18 protein-coding genes and 2 pseudogenes are annotated in these 24252 nt (G+C 67.5%); 17 read left to right on the forward strand and 3 right to left on the reverse strand.

Going from position 1 to position 24252, the window contains the following annotated elements; genetic code table 11:
• Window positions 1-104: 104 nt before the first annotated feature.
• From AC07WJ_RS09200 to AC07WJ_RS09240, 9 genes are all read left to right on the forward strand, one after another.
• Window positions 105-347 (forward strand): DUF3297 family protein, encoded by a 243-nt coding sequence (locus tag AC07WJ_RS09200; protein WP_494934260.1) that lies wholly within the window; start codon window positions 105-107, stop codon window positions 345-347.
• 72 nt (window positions 348-419) lie between these two features.
• The gene (locus tag AC07WJ_RS09205) at window positions 420-1151 is read left to right on the forward strand and encodes a phosphatase PAP2 family protein (RefSeq protein ID WP_494934261.1); all 732 of its coding nucleotides are present in this window, start codon (window positions 420-422) and stop codon (window positions 1149-1151) included.
• 162 nt (window positions 1152-1313) lie between these two features.
• Window positions 1314-2660, forward strand: a complete 1347-nt coding sequence (gene glmM / locus AC07WJ_RS09210) for a phosphoglucosamine mutase (protein WP_494934262.1) — start codon at window positions 1314-1316, stop codon at window positions 2658-2660.
• Between the two features lie 202 nt (window positions 2661-2862).
• On the forward strand, window positions 2863-3714 hold the full coding sequence (locus tag AC07WJ_RS09215; RefSeq protein ID WP_494934263.1) for an outer membrane protein: 852 nt from the start codon (window positions 2863-2865) through the stop codon (window positions 3712-3714).
• 221 nt (window positions 3715-3935) lie between these two features.
• Window positions 3936-4754, forward strand: a complete 819-nt coding sequence (locus tag AC07WJ_RS09220; protein WP_494934264.1) for an outer membrane protein — start codon at window positions 3936-3938, stop codon at window positions 4752-4754.
• Window positions 4755-5128: 374 nt separating this feature from the next.
• Entirely contained in the window at window positions 5129-6664 is a 1536-nt protein-coding gene (locus AC07WJ_RS09225; RefSeq protein WP_494934265.1) for an ABC-F family ATP-binding cassette domain-containing protein, read from the forward strand.
• A 501-nt stretch (window positions 6665-7165) separates the two neighbouring features.
• Window positions 7166-8341: a phosphoserine transaminase gene (locus tag AC07WJ_RS09230; protein WP_494934266.1), complete on the forward strand. Its 1176-nt coding sequence runs from the start codon at window positions 7166-7168 to the stop codon at window positions 8339-8341.
• Between the two features lie 81 nt (window positions 8342-8422).
• Window positions 8423-10009, forward strand: a complete 1587-nt coding sequence (gene serA, locus AC07WJ_RS09235; RefSeq protein ID WP_494934267.1) for a phosphoglycerate dehydrogenase — start codon at window positions 8423-8425, stop codon at window positions 10007-10009.
• Between the two features lie 151 nt (window positions 10010-10160).
• Window positions 10161-10739 carry a hypothetical protein gene (locus tag AC07WJ_RS09240; RefSeq protein ID WP_494934268.1) on the forward strand — a complete coding sequence of 193 codons (579 nt, stop codon included), beginning with the start codon at window positions 10161-10163 and terminating at the stop codon, window positions 10737-10739.
• Window positions 10740-10748: 9 nt separating this feature from the next.
• On the opposite strand, the gene AC07WJ_RS09245 is transcribed toward AC07WJ_RS09240, so the two are convergent.
• The gene (locus AC07WJ_RS09245; RefSeq protein WP_494934269.1) at window positions 10749-11633 is read right to left on the reverse strand and encodes a DMT family transporter; all 885 of its coding nucleotides are present in this window, start codon (window positions 11631-11633) and stop codon (window positions 10749-10751) included.
• Between the two features lie 292 nt (window positions 11634-11925).
• Here AC07WJ_RS09245 and AC07WJ_RS09250 point away from each other — a divergent pair, with 292 nt between their 5' ends.
• From AC07WJ_RS09250 to AC07WJ_RS09285, 8 genes and pseudogenes are all read left to right on the forward strand, one after another.
• Window positions 11926-12957 (forward strand): substrate-binding domain-containing protein, encoded by a 1032-nt coding sequence (locus AC07WJ_RS09250; protein ID WP_494934270.1) that lies wholly within the window; start codon window positions 11926-11928, stop codon window positions 12955-12957.
• 20 nt (window positions 12958-12977) lie between these two features.
• Complete coding sequence (gene pstC, locus AC07WJ_RS09255; protein ID WP_494934271.1) at window positions 12978-14357, forward strand: phosphate ABC transporter permease subunit PstC; 1380 nt, start codon at window positions 12978-12980, stop codon at window positions 14355-14357.
• A pseudogene (locus tag AC07WJ_RS09260) lies at window positions 14350-14841 on the forward strand (DUF3333 domain-containing protein); the annotation flags it as partial. The gene pstC and the pseudogene AC07WJ_RS09260, both read left to right, overlap by 8 nt.
• Before the next feature lie 636 nt (window positions 14842-15477).
• Window positions 15478-16188, forward strand: a pseudogene (pstA, locus tag AC07WJ_RS09265) (phosphate ABC transporter permease PstA); the annotation flags it as partial.
• A 31-nt stretch (window positions 16189-16219) separates the two neighbouring features.
• Window positions 16220-17035, forward strand: a complete 816-nt coding sequence (pstB, locus tag AC07WJ_RS09270; protein ID WP_494934272.1) for a phosphate ABC transporter ATP-binding protein PstB — start codon at window positions 16220-16222, stop codon at window positions 17033-17035.
• A gap of 146 nt (window positions 17036-17181) precedes the next feature.
• Entirely contained in the window at window positions 17182-18834 is a 1653-nt protein-coding gene (locus AC07WJ_RS09275; protein ID WP_494934273.1) for a mucoidy inhibitor MuiA family protein, read from the forward strand.
• 159 nt (window positions 18835-18993) lie between these two features.
• Complete coding sequence (locus AC07WJ_RS09280; protein ID WP_494934274.1) at window positions 18994-20283, forward strand: adenylosuccinate synthase; 1290 nt, start codon at window positions 18994-18996, stop codon at window positions 20281-20283.
• Between the two features lie 48 nt (window positions 20284-20331).
• Window positions 20332-21957 carry a hypothetical protein gene (locus AC07WJ_RS09285; RefSeq protein WP_494934275.1) on the forward strand — a complete coding sequence of 542 codons (1626 nt, stop codon included), beginning with the start codon at window positions 20332-20334 and terminating at the stop codon, window positions 21955-21957.
• A gap of 81 nt (window positions 21958-22038) precedes the next feature.
• Here AC07WJ_RS09285 and rpoH read toward each other — a convergent pair whose 3' ends face one another.
• Together rpoH and AC07WJ_RS09295 are read right to left on the reverse strand one after the other, a co-directional pair.
• Window positions 22039-22938 (reverse strand): RNA polymerase sigma factor RpoH, encoded by a 900-nt coding sequence (gene rpoH / locus AC07WJ_RS09290; RefSeq protein WP_494934761.1) that lies wholly within the window; start codon window positions 22936-22938, stop codon window positions 22039-22041.
• A gap of 318 nt (window positions 22939-23256) precedes the next feature.
• The gene (locus tag AC07WJ_RS09295; protein WP_494934762.1) at window positions 23257-24228 is read right to left on the reverse strand and encodes an RluA family pseudouridine synthase; all 972 of its coding nucleotides are present in this window, start codon (window positions 24226-24228) and stop codon (window positions 23257-23259) included.
• Window positions 24229-24252 lie beyond the last annotated feature (24 nt).

Raw genomic sequence — 24252 nt, forward strand, 5'->3', positions numbered from 1 at the left:
GCGGCGCGGGATGGCGCAGCGGGACGGCGAACATCATTGGCATGGGCGCCGTCAGGGGCTATCTGTCCGCGCATCACTCCTTTGTTCCGGCCGAGACCGATCCGATGACCGATACCCCTCCCGACCGCCTGTCGACCAATCCGGACAGCCCCTATTACGACGAGGCCGTGCTGGAGCGCGATGTCGGCATCCGCTTCAAGGGCGTCGAGAAAACCAATGTCGAGGAATATTGCGTCAGCGAAGGCTGGGTGCGGGTGACCGCCGGTGCCGCCAAGGACCGTCGCGGCAATCCGATCACCATCAAGCTCGCCGGCCCGGTCGAGCCCTATTTCCGCAAGAGCGAATGATCTTGGCCGTCGCGGCTGCGCCTGGACATGCGTCCGCCGGCCCCGGCCGGCCGGCGCGGCATCGCGTCTGACATGGCTTCCCTTCGGTTGCCGCGCTGGTCGACGATCCGGCAACTGGTCAAGGACGAGCTCGGGCTGGTCCTGGCGCTGGCGGTTGCCGCCGGCGGGCTGCTCGGCTTTCTGAGCCTCGCCGATCTGGTCGTCGAAGGCGAGACGGCCGCCTTCGACCGCGCCGTGCTGCTGGCCTTTCGCCAGCCGGGCGACCTCTCGGTCGGGATCGGGCCGGCCTGGCTGCCGACCATGATGCGCGACATCACCGCGCTCGGCGGGGTCGCGGTGCTCGGCCTCATCGTGCTGTTCGCCTTCAGCTATCTCGTCCTGGTGCGCAAGCGCGCCGCCGCCATGTTTCTGCTGGTCGCGGTGCTCGGCGGCCTGCTGCTCAGCAATGTCCTCAAGCTGGTCTTCGACCGGCATCGGCCGGACCTGGTGCCGAACGCGCCGGTCGAATTGTCGGCGAGCTTCCCGAGCGGCCACGCCATGCTGTCGGCGGTGACTTATCTCACGCTCGGCGCGCTGCTGACACGCGTCGAGGCCGACCGCCGCGCCGCGAGCTTCTTTCCGGTCGTCGCTGTCATCCTGACCGTCCTGGTCGGCATCAGCCGGGTCTATATCGGCGTCCATTGGCCGACCGACGTGCTCGCCGGATGGTCGTTGGGGGCGGCCTGGGCGATGCTGTGCTGGATGGTGGCGCTGTGGCTGCAGCGTCGCGGCCGGCTCGAGCCGCGGGTCGATGGCCAGGGCTGAGGCTTGCGGCCGGCGTCCGTCTGTCACAGTCACTTACCAAGATTGAACCGGGCGTTTCGACAATCTGCGGTCAGGACGCCTATAAGGATGCGCGTTCGAGGCGACTGAAGCGGTCGACTCGCGTATGATTTGACCACCTCGCGACAAGAGATCTTCCAAGCCATGGCCCGCAAATATTTCGGTACCGACGGCATTCGCGGCCGCGCCAACGCCTTTCCGGTCACGCCCGAATTCGCCATGAAGATCGGCCAGGCCGCGGGCATCGCCTTCCAGCGTGGCGCCCATCGGCACCGGGTGATGATCGGCAAGGATACGCGCCTGTCGGGCTATATGCTCGAATATGCACTGGTTGCGGGCTTTACCTCGGTCGGCATGGACGTGCTGCTGGTCGGTCCGATGCCGACGCCGGCGGTGGCCATGCTGACGCGTTCGATGCGCGCCGACCTCGGTGTGATGATCTCGGCCTCGCACAATCCGTTCGACGACAACGGCATCAAGCTGTTCGCGCCCGATGGCTACAAGCTGTCCGACGAGGTCGAGCATACGATCGAGGACCTGCTCGACCAGGATCTGACGCGCCGGCTCGCCGGCTCGCGCCTGCTCGGCCGCGCCAAGCGCATCGACGACGCCCAGGCCCGCTATATCGAATTCGCCAAGCGGACGCTGCCGCGCAACCTCTCGCTCGACGGCCTGCGCATCGTGATCGATTGCGCCAATGGCGCCGGATACAAGGTGGCGCCGGCGGCGCTCTGGGAACTCGGCGCCGACGTCGTGACCATCGGCAACGATCCCGACGGCTTCAACATCAATGACGAATGCGGCTCGACCCATCCCGAGGCGCTGGTGGCCAAGGTCAAGGAAGTGCGCGCCGATATCGGCATCGCGCTCGACGGCGACGCCGACCGCGTCATGATCGTCGACGAAAAGGGCCAGATCGTCGACGGCGACCAGTTGATGGCGGTCGTCGCCCAGTCCTGGCTGGAGGACGGACGGCTGTCGGCGCCGGGCATCGTCGCCACCGTCATGTCCAATCTCGGCCTGGAGCGCTTCCTGGCCGGGCTTGGTCTCAATCTCGCCCGCACCCCGGTCGGCGACCGCTACGTGCTGGAACATATGCGCGAGCACGGCTTCAACGTCGGTGGCGAGCAGTCCGGCCACATCATCCTGTCGGATTATTCGACCACGGGCGACGGCCTGGTGGCGGCGCTGCAGGTGCTGGCCGTGGTCAAGAAGATGGGCCGCTCGGTCTCCGAGGTCTGCCACCTGTTCGAGCCGTTGCCGCAGATCCTGAAGAATGTCCGGTTCAAGGGCGGCAAGCCGCTGGAGAACTCGGCCGTCACCACGGCGATCGACGATGCCAAGGCGCGGCTCGGCAATAACGGCCGGCTGGTGATCCGCCCGTCCGGCACCGAGCCGGTGATCCGCGTCATGGCCGAGGGCGACGATCGCGACCTGGTCGAGACCGTGGTCGACCAGATCGTCGACGCGGTGACCAAGGCGGCCGCCTGAGGCGGTCCAGCCGGGGCAGGGGGCTTCGGTCTCCGCCCGATCGCCGGGCCGCGGCCTTGCCGTCGCCGCATCGACTTGCCGTTCGGTAACCTTAAGCCTTAGGGTTAAGTCTCGTTTAAATCTTTCCTGCGATCTTCCCGAGCGTTGGTCATTTGGCCCGCGCCTTTGTTGCATGGGCGGGCTATCGCGAAGGATCCCCCTCATGCGTCGCCTTCTCCGTCCAGCGCTCGCCGGCGTCGCCCTGATGACGTTGGTCACGGGCGCCCGGGCCGCGGATTATTCGCCGGTCCTGGTCGCGCCGCCGGTCGGCGTCGCGATGCCCGACAATGGCGGCTGGTACCTGCGCGGCGATATCGGCGTCGGCGCCACTTCGGCGCGCCGCTGGGCCTATAATCCCAATCCGTTCTGGGGCATCACCGGCGGTACCTACGAGCATTCGACCTCGTCGGCCTTCTTCTTCGGCGCCGGCATTGGTTATGCCTTCAACTCATGGTTGCGCGCCGACATCACCGCGGAATACCGGGTGGGCGCGCGCTTCCGCGGCCGCGACGAGCTGATCGCCGGGCCGCCGAACCCGCCCAATGTGACGGGCTACCAGAACAATTTGCGCGCCAACATGTCGTCCTTCGTGACCATGGTGAACGGCTATATCGACCTCGGCACCTGGTCGAGCATCACGCCCTTCATCGGCGCCGGTGTCGGCGTCGCCTACAACATGCTCGGCACGACGACGGATACCGGCCTGCAATTGTTCAACAATGCCGCGCCCTCGGCGACGGCGGGAACGATCTCCGGCGCCTCGCGCACCAATTTCGCCTGGGCGCTGATGGCTGGCGTCGCCTGGGACCTGTCGGCCCAGATGAAAGTCGAACTCGGCTATCGCTACATGAATCTCGGCTCGTTCCAGTCCGGCGCGCCGTGCCCGACCACCTGCGGCACGGCGATCCGCAATTACGAGATCCGCCAGGTCACCTCGCACGATATCCGGCTCGGCCTGCGTTATGCCTTCGGCGCGCCGCCGGTCGCCGCTGCGCCGATCGTCGCGCGCTACTGAACCGATCGTCCTTTGCGATGCGAACGGCGCGGGCCTCGGCCCGCGCCGTTTTTTTTGTGCGCCGGTCCCGGAGCGCCGGGCGAGCACCGGGCGATCCGCGCTGGTTAATTTTTAACCTTAAAGGCTCCTTAACTCGGCTTTGCCAAGCTTGTCGGCGATATCGCGTCGGCCCGCAGCGAAGGGGCCGCATCTGGTCGCATCGCGTTCAAGGGTTGTCCGACATGAAACGCCTGGCCTTGGCCCTGATCGCTGTGAGCTACGTCGCCACGGCAGGCGGAAGCGCAGACGCGGCGGATCTCGCCGGCCGCGCGCCGCTCGCGCCGCCCATGCTCGCCGAGGATTTCTCCTCCGGCTGGTATATTCGCGGCGATTTTTCGGCGAGCCTGTTCCGGCGGCCGGCGCTCGGCGCCGCCAATACCAGCTATTTCGCACCCGGCCAGTGGGTCGATCTCAACGGCACGCGCGCCGGGGCGGCCTTTGGCGGCGGCCTCGGCGTCGGCTTCAAATACAAGTGGTTCCGGCTGGACACGACGCTCGACATTCGCTCGGCGGCCCGGCTCTCGGGCATGGCGCCGCCGAACGGCGACTGGAATGATCCCGGACCGCTGCCGGTGCCGGCGCGCACCGAACGTTTCGCCGTCACCAGCCAGACCGCGCTGATCAATGCCTATGCCGATATCGGCAGCTGGAGCGGTATCACGCCCTATGTCGGCCTGGGCCTCGGTGTGGCCCGGCTCAGCGCCGCGAGCTACAGTTCGACGCCGGTGCCCGCCGCGGCGGCGCTCGGCGAACTGGCGGTGACACCGGCCTTGACCAGCGCGACCAAGTGGAACCTGGCGGTTGCCGCCATGGCCGGCGTGAGCTTCGACATCACCCCGCAGACCAAGCTCGATATCGGCTATCGCTACCTGCATATGGGCTCGTTGCGCTTCGCCGACAGCGCCGGCGGCAGCTATCGCGCCGGTCCGGTCGCCGCCCATGAAATCCGCATCGGGCTGCGCTACATGTTCGGCGACGGGCTCGGGCCGACCGGGCCGTGACCGGCAGGGCTGTGCAGGCGTGATTGCCTGCGGCGGCGCGTAACGGTATCATCAAAGTTCAGGTCGTCGAGAAAGGGGGGGCTGCGTGATCACGTTCTTTCGTCACCATCGTCAGCGCGGCCCCGTCCAGGCCCTGCGGGTTTTCCTGCAGGGCTGACCAGAGACGGTCCCTGATCCCATCTCTTCCTGGTCTGCCCGCGGGGGTCACGCAGCGCCGAGCCTGAAGGCTCGAGGCGTCTGCTTTTTTCCCTTCTCCGAGCCGAACCGTCCTGGCGGCGCGTCCCGCGCCAGCCCGGACCGCATCTCCTTCCGAAAGGCCCATGGGGCCCGGGAGCGATGCGGGTGGTGGCTCGGACGGACCAGAGCCAAAGACGATGACACTGATCAATCTGCGCAATCTCGGCGCCACCTTGGGCGTGCCGCTCTTTTCCAATCTCAATCTGACCGTCGCGACGGGCGACCGCATCGGTGTGGTCGCCGCCAACGGCCGGGGCAAGTCCACGCTCCTGCGCGCCATTGCCGGTGAGCTCGAGCCGACGGCGGGGGACATCACCCGGGCACGGGGCTTGCGCGTCGGCTATGTCGCGCAAGATATCCCGGCCGGCCTGCTGGAGACGCCATTCCATGAGGCCGTGCGCCAGGCCCTACCGGCTTCCGAAGCCGAAGCCGAGGCCGGGGCCTGGCGTGCCGATGTCGTGCTGGATTCCCTTGATGTTCCGGAGCCGCTGCGCATATTGCCGCTGCACCGCCTGAGCGGTGGCTGGCAAAGGCTCGTCATGCTCGCCCGTGCCTGGGTCACCGACCCGGATGTCCTGCTGCTGGACGAGCCGACCAACCATCTCGATCTCGCCAGGATCGGCCAGCTGGAAGATTGGCTGAACGGACTGCCGCGCGACGTGCCCGTGGTCATGGCCAGTCATGATCGGGCTTTCCTGGATGCGACCACCAACCGGACGCTGTTCCTGCGGCCCGAGGCCTCGCAGGTGTTCTCGTTGCCCTATTCGCGGGCGCGCGCGGCGGTCGACGAGATCGATGCCGCGCAGGAAAATCGCTATCAGCGCGACATGAAGGTGGCTCAGCAACTGCGCCGCCAGGCGGCCAAGCTGAACAATATCGCCATCAATTCGGGCAGCGACCTGCTGACGGTGAAGACCAAGCAACTCAAGCAGAAGGCCGCGCGTCTCGAAGATGTCGCGCGGCCCGGCCATCAGGAGCGATCGGCCGGGACCATCCGGCTGGCCAATCGCGGCACCCATGCCAAGGTCCTGGTCACGCTCGACGATGCGCGCATCGAAACGCCTGACGGCAAGCTGCTGTTCAGGACCGGCAAGCAGTGGATCTGTCAGGGCGACCGTATCGTCCTGCTGGGCCGCAACGGGGTCGGCAAGTCGCGCTTCGTCCATCTGCTCAGAACGGCGATCCGCGCGCCCGACGTCTCGACCCAGGAGGTCAAGGCGACGCCTTCGCTGGTGCTGGGATATAGCGATCAGGGCCTCAGCGAACTCGCCGATGCCGATACGCCGGCCGGCGTGATCAGCCGGAGGTTCGAGGTCGGCGACCAGCGGGCGCGTGCCGTTCTGGCCGGCGCGGGCCTCGGCATCGACCTGCAAAGCCGGCCGATCGGCAAGCTTTCGGGCGGACAGAAGGCGCGGCTGGCCATGCTGGTGCTGCGGCTGACCAATCCCAATTTCTACCTGCTCGACGAGCCGACCAATCATCTCGATATCGAGGGCCAGGAGGCGCTGGAACAAGAGCTCTCGGCGAATCAGGCGAGCTGCCTGCTGGTGTCGCATGACCGGAGCTTCGTTCGGGCCGCCGGCAACCGGTTCTGGCTGATCGAGAACCGGCGCATGGTCGAACTCGAGGGCCCCGACGACTTCTTCGCCTCGGTGGCGGCGAGGCGGGCGTGACAGGGGCTGTCGAAATCGGGTGCCGGTGATGGGTGGAGCGGGGGCGTTCACAAGCGTCTCTCAAAGGGGCCGAATTCGCTGCCCTGCAAGACCTCGCACCGGAACCACCACCTCCATTTCTCCCCGGCGGGGAGAGGTCGGCGCGTCAGCGCCGGGAGAGGGGGAAGCGAGCTTTCAGAATATAGCCTCTGACGCGCTTCGCATGGTGACTTCTCGTCGAGCGCCCCGCCCCCTCTCCCGGCCTTCGGCCGACCTCTCCCCGCTGGGGAGAGGTGAGGATGGTGGTTCCCGTGCGCGATCTCGAAGGCGGGAAAATTGGTTTCGCAGCGCCGAAAGCCAGGAATTGTCACGATGTGCGCGACCGTCAGGCCGGCCGTCACGGTCTTGTGGCCTAAGCATTAGCCCTTCGCGGCTTGACCTGACTGATCGCCGGTCCTATTGCCACAGGTGGGACATCCCTCCCCAACGAGGGACGTCCATCTGTGAGGATGGAGATCCAGAATGGCGAAGACCGCCCCGACCGCGCGCCCGCGCGTGCCTAACTTTTCGTCCGGCCCCTGCGCCAAGCGCCCCGGCTGGTCCCTCAAAGCTCTCGGCGATGCATCGCTCGGTCGCTCGCACCGCGCCAAGGTCGGCAAGGCCAAGCTGAAGCTTGCCATCGACCTCACCCGCGAGGTGCTGCAGGTGCCGGCGGATTACCGCATCGGCATCGTGCCGGCCTCCGATACCGGCGCCGTCGAGATGGTGCTCTGGTCGATGCTCGGCGCCCGCGGCGTCGACATGGTGTCGTGGGAAAGCTTCGGTGACGGTTGGGTCACCGATGTGGTCAAGCAGCTGAAGCTTGCCGATGTCCGCACCATCACCGCCGGCTACGGCGAATTGCCGAACCTCAACAAGATCGACACCAAGACCCGCGACGTGGTGTTCACCTGGAACGGCACGACCTCGGGCGTGCGCGTGCCGAACGGCGACTGGATCGCCGGCGACCGCGAAGGCCTGACCATTTGCGACGCCACCTCGGCGGCCTTCGCCCAGCGTCTCGACTGGCCGAAGCTCGATGTCGTCACCTTCTCCTGGCAGAAGGTGCTGGGTGGCGAAGCCGCCCACGGCATGCTGATCCTCAGCCCGCGCGCGGTCGAGCGCCTGGAAACCTACAAGCCGTCCTGGCCGCTGCCGAAGATCTTCCGCATGACCAAGGGCGGCAAGCTGATCGAGGGCATTTTCGAGGGCGAGACGATCAACACGCCGTCCATGCTCTGCGTCGAGGACTATATCGACGCGCTGAAATGGGGCCAGAAGGTCGGCGGTCTCGACGGGCTGGTGAAGCGCGCCGATGCCAATGCCCGGGTCATCGCCAAATTCGTCAAGGAAAACGACTGGATCGATTTCCTGGCGGTCAAGCCGAAGACCCGCTCCAATACGTCGGTCTGCCTGAAGTTCACCGACCCGGCGGTGACGGCGCTGCCGGCAGAGGCCCAGGCGGCCTTCGCCAAGGGCGTCGTCGCGACGCTGGAGAAGGAAGGCGTCGGCCTCGATCTCGGCCATTATCGCGACGCGCCTCCCGGCCTGCGCATCTGGTGCGGCGCCACCGTCCAGTCGCGCGATCTGAAGGCGCTGATGCCCTGGATCGAATGGGCTTTCGAGGCCGAGAAGGCCAAGCTCAAGAAGGCGGCCTGAGGCCGGTCTTTCTTCAGCCCTCTCGCGTCTCGCGCGAGAGGGCTTCATTTCCTTTTCAACCGCTGACCGGAGCCCACCAGCATGGCCCCTCGCGTACTCATTTCCGATGCCCTTTCACCGGCCGCCGTCCAGATCTTCAGGGATCGCGGCATCGAGGTCGACTTCCAGCCGGCGCTCGGCAAGGACAAGGACAAGCTCGCCGCCATCATCGGCGACTATGACGGCCTGGCGATCCGCTCGGCCTCCAAGGTGACCCCGGCGATCCTCGCCAACGGGGCCAGGCTCAAGGTGATCGGCCGCGCCGGCATCGGTGTCGACAATGTCGATATCCCGGCGGCGACCGCCAAGGGCATCATCGTGATGAACACGCCCTTCGGCAATTCGATCACGACCGCCGAACATGCCGTCGCCATGATGTTCGCCATCGCCCGCCAGATCCCCGACGCCGACCGGACCACCCAGGCCGGCAAGTGGGAAAAGAACAAATATATGGGCGTCGAGCTGACCTCGAAGACGCTCGGCATCATCGGCTGCGGCAATATCGGCTCGATCGTCGCCGACCGGGCGCTCGGCCTGAAGATGAAGGTGATCGCCTTCGATCCCTATCTGTCGCCGGAACGCGCCGTCTCGATCGGCGTCGAGAAGGTCGACCTCGAAGACCTGCTGCGGCGCGCCGATTTCATCACGCTGCATGTGCCGATGACCGCGCAGACCCGCAACGTGCTGTCGCGCGAGGCGATCGCCAAGACCAAGAAGGGCGTGCGCATCATCAATTGCGCGCGCGGCGGGCTGGTCGACGAGGTGGCGCTGCGCGAGGCGCTCGAATCCGGCCATGTCGCGGGCGCCGCCTTCGACGTGTTCTCCGAGGAGCCGGCGACCACCAATCCGCTGTTCGGCCATCCCAACGTGATCTGCACGCCGCATCTGGGCGCCGCCACCAATGAAGCGCAGGAGAATGTCGCCCTGCAGGTGGCCGAGCAGATGTCCGACTATCTCCTGTCGGGCGCCATCACCAATGCGGTGAACTTCCCGTCGATCTCGGCGGAAGAGGCGCCGAAACTCAGGCCCTTCGTGGCGCTCGCGGAAAAGCTCGGTTCCTTCCTCGGCCAGCTCACCGAAGCGCCGATCAAGGGCATCCGGATCGAATTCGAAGGGGCGGTTGCCGACCTGAACGTCCGGCCGCTGACGGCCGCCGCAGTGACCGGCGTGCTCCGGCCGTTCCTCTCCGACATCAACATGGTCAATGCGGTCGGCATCGCCACCGACAAGGGCATCACCGTCGACGAGGTGAAACGCGAGGCGCCCGGCAACCTGGAGAGCCGCATCATGATCACGGTGGAGGCGGAGGACATGCCGCGCCACGCCGCCGGCACGGTGCTCGCCGACGGCAAGCCGCGCATCGTCGAGATCCGCCATATCGCCATGGACGCGGAATTCGCCCCGCACATGCTTTATGTCCGCAACGACGACAAGCCGGGCTTCATCGGCCAGTTCGGCATGCTGCTCGGCAATGCCGGGGTCAATATCGCGACCTTTAATCTCGGCCGCGACAAGCCCGGCGGCGACGCCATCTGCTTCGTCGCGGTGGACGAGAAGGTGTCCGACGACCTGCTCGCCAAGATCCATGAGATCCCCCATGTGAAGCGGGCGCGCCGCCTGGTGTTCTGAGCCGGCTCCGGCCGGCGGCCACCATCGAGCCGATCACGGCCGGCCCGCTCAGGCGGACCGGCCGTGACGATACTGTGTGGCGGCATCCCCGCCCGATTTCCCGGCGCCTGCGAAGGCTCTAGACTGCCGACTCGTTTTCCTGGGGTGGTCCATGTCCGCGCTTCCGCGTCTCGCGCTCGGCTTCGTCGTCGGCGCCTTGTCGGTTCTTGTCTTCGATCAGCCGACCAGCTTCGCATTGAACCAATTGGGGCTGACGCAGCTGCCGGTCTATTCGCTGCGCGCCGTGGCGCCGCTCGGCCTGCCGCAGATCGTCAATCAATGTTTCTGGGGCGGGCTCTGGGGCATTCTCTTCGTGATCCTGTGGGATCGCACCGGCTTTCAGTCGCGCGGCCATCTGGTGGCGGTCGTCTTCGGCATTTTTATCGGCGCCCTGGTGTGGGGGGCCACCTCGCTCGTCTTCGGCGATTTCCGGGCCATTGCCATTGGCGTGCTGTCGGGCGCGCTCGTCGCCGGGTTGATTGTCCTGTTCGGGGCGGGCGTGCTGTTCGGCCTCATATTCGGCGTGACCGGGCCTGCCATGGTCAATTGGGTGGTTTTGCCGGTCATCCGCAGCCAGGCGCTGTTCGGCGGCCGGATCGCGGTCACGGCGATCATCGCGGCCATGTTCGGCATGGGCATGGCGGTGCTGCTGGCACTGCTTGCGCGTTTCGCCGGGGGCGGCCGGAATTGAGCGCTGCCGTCAACGCCTCCTGCTTTCGGCGACCGCGATGCCGCTGAGCACCAGCGCCAGCGCCGCGGCGTGGTACCAGGCGAAGATCTCGCCGAGGATCAAGGGCCCGAGGATCGCCGACCAGACCGGCACCAGGTTGACCCATAGACCGGCCCGGCCCGGGCCGATCATCTCGACCGCGCGCATGAACAGGAGCTGGGCGACGAAGCCGGGCAGGATCGCCACATAGGCGATGATCGCGAGCGCCTTGGCGTCGGGCCAAAGCGCCGCGCCGCTGGCGATCTCGGCGGCCAACAGCGGCAGCGACGAGACCAGGGCGACGGCCGACAGGCTGAGAAAGAACGGCTGCGGGGAGATCCTCGGCCGCTCCTGCAAGGCCACCGCATAAACGGCGTAGCCGAGGCAGGCGATCAGCATCAGCAGGTCGCCGAAATTGAACGCCAGGCTGAGCAGATGTTCCGGGTGGCCACGGGTCGCCAGCAGCAGGATGCCGAGCAGCGTGACGGCAATGCCGATCAGCTGCAGGCCGGTGATCCGGGTGCGGTAGGCAAGCAAGGTGCCGATCAGCACCATGACCGGAATCGAACCCTGGATGATGCCGATATTCACCGCGGTGGTGTATTGGCCGGAGAGATAGAACAGGGCATTGAAGCCGGTAAAGCCGATGATCCCCATCAGGATCAGCCAGCCGGCATTGGCCTTGATTTCAGGCCATTCCTGCCGGAAGGCGCGGCCGGCGAGGGCGGTCATGATCAAGAGCGTGAAGATCCAGCGCAAGGCCGTCAGCATCATCGGCGAGACGTGCCCCACCGCCATGCGGCTCGCCACCGCATTGCCGCCCCAGATCAGGGTGGTGGCGGCGAGAATGAGATAGGGATTGTTGGAGAGGCGCATGCGCTGCCGGATTCCCGCGGTGCGTGCAGACTATAGACGGCCGAGGGGAGGCCTGTCAGGCACGGCGGATGCATTCGAGCGATGCGCGGCTCCCGGTCCCGTCACGCGCATCGGGCCAGCCGTGCGACGATGTCCGGGCTTGCATCGTAATCCATTGGAAAATATGGATAAGATCGTTCATCGTTCTGTCATTTCCTGGTCATAGAAGGGGCGCCCCGCGGCTTGCCCCGCGCGGCCGGGGCGGAAGCCGCCAGGACAAAGTCCGGAAAGCCCCGCAAGCCAGGAGCATCACGTGAAATTCGCCGCTGTGATCTCCGCGACGGCCCTGGTGATCGGCGGCATGGTCGCCGCGTCCGGCCCGGCCGGGGCCCAGGGCCGCGATCGTATCCAGATCACCGGCTCGTCGACGGTGTTCCCGTTCACCGCGGCGGTCGCCGAACGCTTCGGCCAGAAGGGCGGCAGGGCGCCGATCGTCGAAGCGACCGGCACGGGCGGCGGCATGCGGCTGTTCTGCGGCGGGGTCGGCACCCATACGCCCGACATCGCGAACGCCTCGCGCCGCATCACGCCGTCGGAATTCGCCGCCTGCCGGCGCAACGGCGTGACGCCGGTCGAGATAAAGGTCGGCTTCGACGGCATCGTCATCGCCAATTCCAGGGCGGTGCCGGCCCTGCAGGTGACGCTTGAGCAGCTCTACCTGGCGCTGGCCGCCGAGGTGCCGGATGGCCAGGGGCAACTCGGCGCCAATCCGTACCGCCTTTGGTCGGACATCTCGCCGAGCCTGCCGGCCCGCAAGATCGAGGTGCTCGGTCCGCCGCCGACCTCCGGCACCCGCGATGCCTTGAACGAGCTCGGCCTGCTCGAAGGCTGCCGGCAGACGCAACGTCGCCTGAATGTGGCGATCGACCCGCACGCCTGCCAGCAGGTGCGTGCCGACGGGGCCTATGTCGAAGCCGGCGAGAACGACAACATCATCGTCCAGAGGCTCAGGGCCAATCCCGGCTCGTTCGGTATTTTCGGCTTTTCCTTTCTCGAGGAGAACCAGGACAGGATCCAGGCCGCCCGCGTCGACGGGGTCGCGGCGGGGGTCGAGGCCATCGCGGCCGGCCGCTATCCGCTCGCCCGGTCGCTGTTCATCTATGTCAAGCGCGACCATATCGGCGTGATCCCGGGCCTGCAGGATTTCGTCGACGAATATGTTTCGGACGCCGCCATGGGCGAGGACGGCTATCTCGAGCGCAAGGGCCTCGTGCCCCTGCAGCGCGTCGATCGCGAGGCGGTTGCCCGCGGCGCCCGGGGCGCTGCCGGCATGGCCGGCCTCTAGACGGCAGGCGGGCGGCGGCGATGTTTCCAACCCTGTTCGGCTTGCTCCTGGCGATCGGCATCATTTGCCTGCCGCTCGGGCGCAGGCGGTCGGCGGCGCTCGCCGGCGCCGACTATGCCGCGATGCATTCGCGCCCCGGCTATCACGGCTGGTGGCTCGCCCTGATGACCGCCGGCCCGCCCTTCGCGGTCCTGATGTTCTGGTCGCTCATCGGTCCCCGGGTGGTGCGGGCCTTGCTGTTCACCGAATTCGCCACGGAGACCGCGGCGTTCAGCCGTGCCCAGCGCGACGGCTTCTGGCGCGATGTCCAGGCCATCGCCCATGACGGCACGGCGGTCCTGCGCGACGGCTTGCGCGAACAGGCGGCGGTGGTCTTCGGGACGCTGGATCAGATCTCGGTCACGGCGATGATCGTCGTGATGCTGGTGGCGGGGGCCATCGGCTTCATGATCGCCTGGCGGGCGATCGCCCCGACATTCCGCGCACGCCACCGGGTCGAAGCAGCGGTCAGGCTGTTTCTCCTGGCCTCGGCGGCGCTCGCCATCCTGACCAGCATCGGCATCGTGCTGTCGCTGGTGGTCGAATCCCTGCGCTTCTTCGCCATGGTCAACCCGATCGATTTCCTGTTCGGGCTGACCTGGACGCCGCAGCAAATGGCCTTCCGCGCCGATCAGGTCGGCGGCACCGCGGCATTCGGTCTGGTTCCGCTCATCGCCGGCACGCTGCTGATCACGCTGATCGCCATTGCAGTGGCCGCTCCGATCGGCATCTTCGCCGCGATCTATCTCTCGGACTATGCCTCGGCGCCGGTGCGCGCGGTCGGCAAGCCGATGCTGGAGATCCTCGCCGGCATTCCGACCGTGGTCTACGGCTTCTTCGCCGCCCTGACGGTGGCGCCGTTCATTCGCGACAGCGGCCAGAGCCTCGGCCTCGACGTCGCCTCGGAAAGCGCGCTGGCCGCCGGCCTGGTCATGGGGATCATGATCGTGCCCTTCGTGTCTTCGCTGTCGGACGATGTTCTCAACGCCGTGCCGCAATCGCTGCGCGACGGCTCGATGGGGCTCGGCGCGACAAAATCGGAAACGATCCGCAAGGTGGTGCTGCCGGCAGCCCTGCCGGGCATCGTCTCGGCCCTGGTGCTGGCGATCTCGCGCGCCATCGGCGAAACCATGATCGTGGTCATGGCGGCCGGCATGGCGGCCAGGCTGACGCTCAATCCGCTGGAGGCGGTCACCACCGTTACCGTGCAGATCGGCGCGCTTCTGACCGGCGACCAGGAGTTCGACAGTCCCAAGACGCTGGCCGCCTTCGCGCTTGGCCTGGCGCTGTTCGCGATCACCCTGGCGCTCAATCTCGTCGCGCTCCGGGTCGTCAGGAAATACCGTGAGCAGTATGACTGACATCGCGTCGTCCCGGATCGTCACCGAACTGCATACCGATGCCGCGGCGCTCAGGCGCCTGAAGGCGCGCTATCGTCGCGAGTTCGTGTTTCAGGCGATGGGTGTCGGCGCGCTGCTGCTTGCCGGCGGCTTCCTGGTCCTGTTCCTGGCCACCATCGTCGTCCAGGCGATTCCGGCCTTCAGCCAGTCCTATGTGAAACTCGATGTCGTGCTGAGGCAGGACGAGTTCAATCCGCAGAGCCTCACCGGGGAGGCGCTGACGCGCGCGATCAATGCCGGCAATTTCGACGCGGTGGTCAATGGCGCCTTGCGGGCCCATTTTCCTCACGTAGCCGAGCGGGCCGAGCGCCGTGCGCTGGCCAATATCGTGTCGTCGGGCGCGGCCTCGATCCTGCGCCGGCAGGTGCTGGCGGATCCCGCCATGATCGGCGCGCGGCAGGAGATCGTCCTGCCACTCGACGATATGGCGGACCTCTACCTGAAGGGACGGATCACGGCGCTCGAGGTGATCAAGGGGGAAGGCGAGCTCAGGCTTTCCGGCGATCGCGGCAGTGTCCGGCTGACCACGACGGCGGCGAATTTCGGGGCGGCGCTCGCCGCCGCCAAGGCGCAGCGCGTCGCGGCGGCCGACGACCTGAAGCGTGAACTCGCCGGCCAGGAACGCGTGGCCGCCGGGCTCGAACAGGACCTCGCCGGCCTCGATGCGCGTCTCGCCGGTGCTGCGGCGACCGCCCAGGCCCGGATTCAGGGACGCATCGCCGAAGAACGCCGGCAGCTTGCCGCGACCCGGGATGCGATCGCCGGCTTGCGCCAGCGCCTGGCGGAAAGCGAAGTCCGCATCGCCCATGCGGCGACGCGCGAGATGCTGGACAGCGGGGTTTCGAGCTTTCTCGTCCGCGCCAATGGCGGCCTGGTGAAGCTCGACGAGGTCGAGGCCACAGGCGCCGCGGGCCAGATCATCCTGCCGCCACGCTCGCTCGAACCGGCCCCGGGCGGCCAGTGGGAGATCGTCCGGGTGGTCGTGCCGGAAGCGAGCCGGCGCATCGGCGACCGGGAGATCGCCTATCTGGAGGCGTTGCGGCAGGCCGGCCTGGTCGAACGGCGGATCGCCTGGGAGTTCTTCACCGGTGGCGCATCGCGTGAGCCGGAACTGGCCGGGGTCGGGGTCGCGATCATCGGCTCGTTCCTCACTCTCGCCATCACCCTGGCGCTGTGTTTCCCCATTGGCGTCGCGGCGGCCGTCTATCTCGAGGAGTTCGCGCCGCGGAACCGGCTCACCGAGATCATCGAGGTCAATATCAACAACCTGGCCGCCGTGCCGTCGATCATCTACGGCCTGCTCGGCCTCGCGGTCTTTCTCAACATTTTCGGAATGCCGCGCTCGGCGCCGGTTGTCGGCGGCCTGGTGCTGGCCCTGATGACGCTGCCGATCATCATTATCGCCGCGCGCGCCGCCATTCGGGCGGTGCCGCCTTCGGTCAAGGAAGCGGCTCTCGGCGTCGGCGCCTCGCACCAGCAGGCGGTGTTCCACCATGTCCTGCCGCTGGCCATGCCGGGCATCCTGACCGGAACCATTCTCGGCATGGCGCATGCGCTGGGCGAGACCGCGCCGCTGCTGATGATCGGCATGGTCGCCTTCGTGGTCGACCTGCCCGGCGGCATTTTCGACGCGACAACGCTGCTGCCGGTACAGATCTTCATGTGGGCCGATTTCCCGGAGCAGGCCTTCCGGCACAAGACCGCCGCGGCGATCCTGGTGCTGCTGGTGTTTCTCATCGCGATGAACGCGCTCGCCGTGTTCCTGCGCAAGTCGTTCGAGCGTCGCTGGTGATCAGCGCGAAGCCTTCCTGAGGGTGAAGTCGATGGGGTCGGTTGCCAAATTCGAGATCGCGGCCACGGCTGCCGGCGTTGCGCCGGCGGCCCGGCCGAAGATCACCGGCCGGAACGTCAATGTCTTCTATGGCGACAAACATGCCATCAAGGACATCAATGTCGATATTCCCGAGCGCTCGGTCATGGCCTTCATCGGTCCGTCGGGCTGCGGCAAGTCGACCTTCCTGCGCTGCCTGAACCGAATGAACGACACGATCCCGATCTGCCGGGTCAGCGGCGACATCCGTATCGACGACCGCGATATCAACGACAAGTCACTGGACGTCGTGCAGTTGCGCGCGCGCGTCGGCATGGTGTTCCAGAAGCCGAACCCGTTTCCCAAGTCGATCTACGAGAATGTCGCCTATGGGCCGCGCATCCATGGCCTGGTCAGGACCCGTTCGGCCCTCGATCAGGTGGTGGAGACGGCGCTGAAGAAAGCCGGCCTGTGGAACGAGGTGAAGGACCGGCTCGGGGATTCCGGCACCGGCCTGTCGGGCGGCCAGCAGCAGCGCCTGTGCATTGCCCGTGCGATCGCCGTCAGTCCCGAGGTGATCCTGATGGACGAGCCGTGCTCGGCGCTGGATCCGATCGCCACCGCCCGGATCGAAGAGCTGATCGACGAGCTGAAGCAGAACTTCACCATCGTCATCGTCACGCACTCGATGCAGCAGGCCGCGCGCGTCTCCGAGCGGACCGCCTTTTTCCACCTGGGGGTTCTCGTCGAGGAAGGCGCGACCGACCAGATTTTCACCAATCCGCGCGACAGGCGGACCCGGGACTATATCACCGGCCGCTTCGGCTGATCCGGGAGCTGACCTGGCGCGGCAGCTTTGCCGTTGAAAAACAAGCGCAATGTCTGCCGGCTCGGACCGGCGAGCGCCGTGCTTCCGCCGCCAGCCGGTCATATTCCTCGGGGTAATTTCGGCGCTCCAAAGCGAGGAGCGCCCCGATGTTTCCGCAACGCACCGTTGCCCTGTCCATGCTGTTCCTGTTGCCGTCGATGGCGGCCGGCGCCGCCGAATTCGATCTCACGTCGCGTGTGGAGGCGGTCACCGTCTTTCCCGACGGCGCCAGCATCACCCGGCGCTTCACGGTCGAGGTGCCGGCGGGCGAGCATGTCCTGGTGCTGGGCGACCTGCCGCCGAGCGCCGACCCAGGTTCGCTCCGGGTCGCCGGCACCGGCGAGGGCCGGCTGGTCGTCGGCTCGGTCGACGCGCGCCAGCCGCGCGCCTTCGAGCGGACCGATCCGGAGCGGGTGCAGAAGCTGGAGGCGCTGCGCGACGAGCGCCTGTCGCTGGACGACCGGATCGGCGCCGAGCGGTTGCGCAAGCGCGCCGCCGAAGCCCTGGTCGCCGGCTCGACCCTTGCCGGCGGCGAGCGCGGGCTGAATGTCGGCGAGGCGCGCCAGGCTTTCGTCGCCGCCGTCGAGGAGACCAATGCCGCCGACCGGGCGATTCGCCAGGCCGAGCAGCGCCAGCGCGCGCTCGACCGCGAGATCGCGACCATCGAGGCGGCGCTGCGTCAGCAGCCGCCGCAGCGCCTCGAGGCGCGTATCGCGGTCGAGGCCGGCGCTGCCTATCGCGGCGACCTGACGGTGACTTATGCGGTACGCGGCGCCCGCTGGGCGCCGGTCTATGATGCGCGGCTGGCCACAGCAGGCGCCAAGCCGGCGCTGGAACTGGTTCGGCGGGCTGAAATCCGCCAGGAAACCGGCGAGGACTGGTCGAATGTCGCGCTCACCGTTTCCACCGTCCGGGTGGCGCGCGGTGGTGCCGCGCCACAGCTGGCGTCGCTGATCATCCGGTTCAACGAGCCGCCCGTGGGACGGTCGAGCGATGCCCTGGGTGGGGCCGAAACGCGCAGCTATGCCGCCGCGCCCAGGCCCGCGCCTATCAGCCCGCCCACGGTTGCCCAGGAGTCGGCGCGGATGCGGGTGCAGGAAGCCGAGGCGGTGGTCGACACCGGCGGTTTCCAGGCGAGCTTCGTCATTCCCGGGCGCACCACCATCGCCTCGGGCGAGGGCGCGCGCGCCCTGCGCATCGCTTCGACGACGATCGAGCCGCAGCTCATTTCCCGGGCGGTGCCGAGCGTCGACCCGACCGCCTTCCTCGAAGCCCGGTTCAAATATGCCGACGAGACGCCGCTGATGCCGGGCCGGGTGTCGCTCTATCGCGACGGCGTCTTTGCCGGCCGGACCCAGGTCGCGGCGGCAACCCGTGACGACACGGTCAATCTCGGCTTCGGCCCGGACGACCTGGTCCGGATCGAGCACCATGTGGTGCGCCGCACCGACGGTTCGGCGGGAATCATCTCGTCGGCGCGCACGGAAGAGCGCGAATTCCGCATCGTCGCTCGCAACGGCGCGCAGAGCCCGCGCCAGGTGGTCATCGAAGACCGCCTGCCGGTGACCGAAGCCCAGGACATCACCGTCGAGGCCTTGTCGGCCATGACCGCGCCGACCACGCGCGACGTCAAGGGCCGGCGCGGAATCGTCGAGTGGGCCTTCGACCTGGCGCCCGGCGCATCGCGCGAGATTCGGCACGGCTGGCGGCTGCGCTGGCCGGCCGACAAGGTGCTGGCCCCGGTCCAGGGCCGTTCCTGAGCCGAAAACTCTGTGGGAAACGCTGGAAAGGAGCCCCTGCGTCCGGCGGACTTGCCACCTTTGTCATGATCCTTTATCCGCACAGTGCAAGGACCCCGGCCATCGCGATGAGCGCGCGGTCGGGGTTTGCCTTGCCACGAACAGGTCAGGATAGAGACCATGGCAAACGTGGTGGTCGTCGGTTCCCAGTGGGGCGACGAGGGCAAAGGCAAGATCGTCGACTGGTTGTCGAACCAGGCCGATGCGGTGGTTCGCTTTCAGGGCGGCCACAATGCCGGACATACGCTGGTCATCGACGGCGTCACCTATAAATTGTCGCTGCTGCCGTCGGGGATCGTCCGCGGCAAGCTTTCGGTGATCGGCAATGGCGTGGTCATCGACCCGCATGCCTTGATCGCCGAGATCGAGCGGGTGTCGGCGCAGGGCGTTTCGATCACGCCGGAGACGCTCCGGGTGGCCGAGAATGCCTGCCTGATCCTGTCGCTGCACCGCGAGCTCGACCTGCATCGCGAATCGGCCAATACCGCCGGCACCAAGATCGGCACGACCGGCCGCGGCATCGGCCCGGCCTATGAGGACAAGGTCGGCCGGCGCGCCATCCGCATGACCGATCTCGCCGATCTGAGCGCGCTGATGCCGAAGATCGAGCGGCTCCTGACCCACCACAACGCGCTGCGTCGCGGCCTCCGGCTGGCCGAGATCGAGCCGCAGGCGATCTATGACGAACTGGCTGAGGTCGCGCCCAAGGTGCTGCCCTATGTCGAGCCGGTGTTCGACCTGCTCTACAACGAGAAGCGCGCCGGCAAGCGGATCCTGTTCGAGGGCGCGCAGGGCGCGCTGCTCGATATCGACCACGGCACCTATCCCTTCGTGACCTCGTCCAACACGGTGGCCGGCCAGGCCGCCGCCGGTTCGGGCATGGGGCCGGGCGCGGTCAATTACGTGCTGGGCATCACCAAGGCCTATACCACGCGGGTCGGCGGCGGCCCGTTCCCGACCGAACTCGAGGACGAGAACGGCCGGATCATGGGCGAGCGTGGCCGTGAATTCGGCGTCGTCACCGGCCGCAAGCGCCGTTGCGGCTGGTTCGACGCGGTTCTGGTTCGCCAGGCGGTCAAGACCAGCGGCATCGATGGCATCGCGCTGACCAAGCTGGATATTCTCGACGTGTTCGAGGAAATCCAGGTTTGCGTGGCTTATGAGCTGGATGGCAAGCGGATCGACCTGCTGCCGGCCAGCCAGGAGGCCCAGGCCAGGATCAAGCCGATCTACGAGACGATCGAGGGCTGGCCGTCGGGCACCGCCGGCGCCCGCTCCTGGGGCGAGCTGCCGGCCCAGGCGATCAAATACGTGCGCCGCATCGAGGAATTGATCGGTTGCCCGGTTGCCCTACTATCAACCAGCCCGGAGCGCGACGACACGATTCTCGTACGCAATCCGTTCGAGTAGAGTGTCAGGGGGACGGTGTCCCCAGGGGAGGCGACAGAGCTCAGCGCAATGGCCGATTACACGCCCTTGATCTCCCGGGCCGTCACGGCTTTGACGGAGAACACCGGCGAGGCGCGCCGCGCGGTCTATGACCGTGCGCGGGCGGCCTTGATCGCCCAATTGCGCGGCATGGACCCGCCGCTCGCGGAAGAGCACATCACCCGCGAGCGGCTGTCGCTCGAGGACGCGATCCGCAAGGTCGAGGCCGACAGCACCGCCGAGACGCTCGATGCCATGATGGAGCGCGAGCTCGCCGGCATTGCCGCCGCGGTCGCGACCGTCAGGACCGAACCGGTTTCGGTCGATGGCGCCCGGGCGGTCAGTGACGCCGCCCATGAGGCCGAGGCGCTCGGTGACGCGGCGGCCAATGCCAAGCGCGCCGCGCAGGATCAACTGGTCGCGTCGGATGTGCCCGAGCCGGCGCCGCAGCGGCTCGAGCCGACGGTGGAGTTCGGCCATGGCGGCACGACCGAACCGGCCGAGGCCAAGACCGGCGCCTCGTCGCTGGATGACGGCCCACGCGAGCCGTCGCTGGCGCCGATCCGGCCGCGGGTTTCGGTGCTGGGCGCCGATGACGAGGTCGAACCGGGCCGCAAGGGACGCGGCGGGCTGATCGCGGCGGGCCTGGTGCTGCTGATCCTGGCGGCGGCCGGCGGTGTCGGCTGGTATTTCGCCACGCAACCGGCACGTCAACAGCCGCAGGTCGCGGCGCAACGTCCGCCCGTGCCCGTGGCGCCGTCGCCACCGGCGGCGGAGGGCGAACGACCGAAGATCACCGACCGGGTCGGCGGCGAAACGCCGGCGCCTGTCGCGCCGCGGCCGGCCGAGCCGGCCCCGGCACCTGTGCCGGTCCCGGAAGCGGCTCCGCCGCCGGTCGCGACGCCGGCACCGGCCGAGCCGCCCGCCGCGGCGCCGGAGCCGCCGGTCGCAGCGCCCGCGCCGCCGGCCGCGCCGCCCGCGCCGGATACCGCTGCCGCGCCGCCGGTCCAAGTGCCGGCCTCGCCATCTCCGGCGCCGGCTGCATCGTCTCCGACGCCTGCCGTTCCGGCTCCGGCGGCACCGGCGCCTGCCGCGCCTCCGTCATCGCTCGCGGTCGCCCAGCGCGCCGCCCTGTTCGAGGAAACGCCGGGCAATCAGGCCGGCACGCTCATGCAGGGCTCGGTCGTCTGGCGCACCCAGACGGTGAGCGTCGGCCGCGGCCAGCCGCCGGATCTGGTGCTGATGGGCGAGGTGACCATTCCCGAGCGGCGTATGACGGTGACGCTGACGATCCGGCGCAATCTCGACGAGACCTTGCCGGCCACCCACACGATCGAAGTGGTCTTCGCCTTGCCGCGCGACTTCCAGTTCGGCGGCGTCGCCGAAGTACCGGGCGTGCTGATGAAGCCGTCCGAGCAGGCGCGCGGCGTGCCGCTGGTCGGCCAGGCGGTGCGGGTGACCAACGGCTTCTTCTTCATCGGCTTGTCGGCGGCGCTGGACACGGACAAGGCCAGCAATATCGAGGCGCTGCGCTCGCGCGCCTTCATCGACATTCCCATGCGCTACGACAGCGGCCGCCGCGCCATTCTGACCATCGAGAAGGGGGTGGCGGGCGACCGTGCCTTCGAGGAGGCCTTGTCGGCCTGGGGTCAGTAGCCGCCGGCGGTGTCTGAACAAAAAAAGGGGAGGTCCGCAAGGACCTCCCCTTTGTTATTTCCCGCCGGCGGGCCGGGCTGGTCAGTGGGCGGCGATTGCCGCCGGAGCGCCCTCGAGCGCCCGCATCGACTTCACCACGGCATCCTGCACCTTCTCGAAGGCCCGCACCTCGATCTGGCGGACCCGCTCGCGCGACACGCCGAAGCGCTCGGCGAGCTCCTCAAGGGTGATCGGATCGTCCTTCAGCCGGCGTTCCTCGAAGATGATGCGCTCGCGCTCATTGAGCACGGTCAACGCCTTCATCAGCGCGCTGCGCCGGTTGTCGCTTTCCTCGCTCGCGGCGAGCACGTTCTCCTGGCTGTCGCTGTCGTCAGCCAGCCAATCCTGCCACTCGCCGTCGCCGTCCTCGCGCAGCGGCGCGTTCAGCGAGGCATCGCCGCCGAGGCGGCGGTTCATGTCGATGACGTCCTGCTCCTCGACACCCAGCTTGGTGGCGATGATCTTGACCTGGTCGGGACGGAGATCGCCGTCCTCCAGCGCCGAGATCGAGCTCTTCGCCTTGCGCAGGTTGAAGAACAGCTTCTTCTGGTTCGCGGTCGTGCCCATTTTCACGAGCGACCAGGAGCGCAGGATATACTCTTGAATCGAGGCCTTGATCCACCACATGGCGTAGGTGGCGAGACGGAAACCCTTGTCGGGCTCGAACCGCTTCACCGCCTGCATGAGGCCGACATTGCCTTCGGACACGACTTCACCGATCGGCAGGCCGTAGCCGCGATAGCCCATCGCGATCTTGGCGACGAGGCGAAGGTGGGACGTGACGAGTTTATGTGCTGCCTTGCTGTCGCCGTGTTCGCGCCAGCTCTTGGCGAGCATGTATTCCTCTTGCGGCTGCAGCATCGGAAACTTGCGGATCTGGTCGAGGTAACGCGACAGACCCGCTTCCGCGGAGAGGATGGGAAGAGAAGCAGCGTAAGCCATATAGCTCTCCTTATCTCGGCCCCCGGACCATCCGGCGAGCCCGGATCGCCTGCCCCAAGGCCCAGGCAACCCGTAGAGCACGACTGCGAAACGCCAGCCGTGACCCCTGATATATGTACTCAACATGATGGCGGAAGGGTGACTTTGCGACCCTTTTGAGCGCCATAATCCGCGATGCTTCTTTGCATAAATGCATGGGAAGCCCCCGGATCTCCTCCTTTATACGCTGCACCTGCGAAATCGGACAATCACATCGCCGCACGTTCCCGTGAGCGTCGCGAATCGCATGCAATCCAGGCCGCCGGCCGCTTTGCCGCCTCAGGCGGGTCCGCCCAGCGCATCGACAAGGTGTCGCATGTCGGCGGGCAGCGCACTCTCGAAATGCAAGACCTCGCCGGTTGCCGGATGGGCAAAGCCGAGCACGGCCGCATGCAGCGCCTGGCGGCCGAGCCGGTCGAGCGCCGAGCGTGCGGCCTCGGGCAGCTTGGCGATCTTGGTCTTGAAACCCTTGGCATAGGTCTCGTCGCCGAGCAGCGGAAAGCCGAGATGCGCCATGTGGACACGGATCTGGTGGGTGCGTCCGGTTTCCAGCCGGCAGGATACCTCGGTCACCAGTCCGTCCAGAAATGACGCGGCGACGCCGACATGGGTGATCGCCTCGCGACCGCCCTGGCGCACCGCGATGCGCTCGCGGTTGCGCGGGTCGCGGTCGAGCGGCTGGTCGATGGTGAAGGCGTCGGGTTTCGGCCGGCCCCAGACCAGCGCCACATAGGCGCGCTCCAGCGGCCCCGACCGGCCATGGTCGGCGAATTGCCGGCTCAGCGCCACATGGGCGCGGTCGGTCTTGGCCACGACCATCAGGCCTGTCGTGTCCTTGTCCAGGCGATGGACGATGCCCGGGCGCCGGACGCCGCCGATGCCCGACAGGCTCGAACCGCAATGGGCGATCAGCGCATTGACCAGGGTGCCGGTCCAGTGGCCGGCGGCCGGATGGACGACGAGGCCGGCCGGCTTGTCGATCACGATCAGATCGTCGTCCTCGAAGACGACGTCGAGCGGGATCGCCTCGCCCAGCGGGGTCGGGTCTTCCGGCTCTGGAAGCGCCAGCCGCACCTGATCGCCTTGATTGACCCTTTGGCCGGCATCCGTCATGGTCCGGCCGCTCAGCGTGACGTGCCCCGCCTCGATCAGCGCCTTCAGGCGCGACCGGCTCAGCGAGGGTACGTGGCGCGCCAAAAGCCGGTCGATCCGCTCGCGCGCCTCGTCCGCTCCCACCACGAAATCCTGCATCTCGTCCGCCACGCCCGAAACTCC

This window comes from Phreatobacter sp. GW821-FHT04C01 (genome assembly GCF_059420385.1).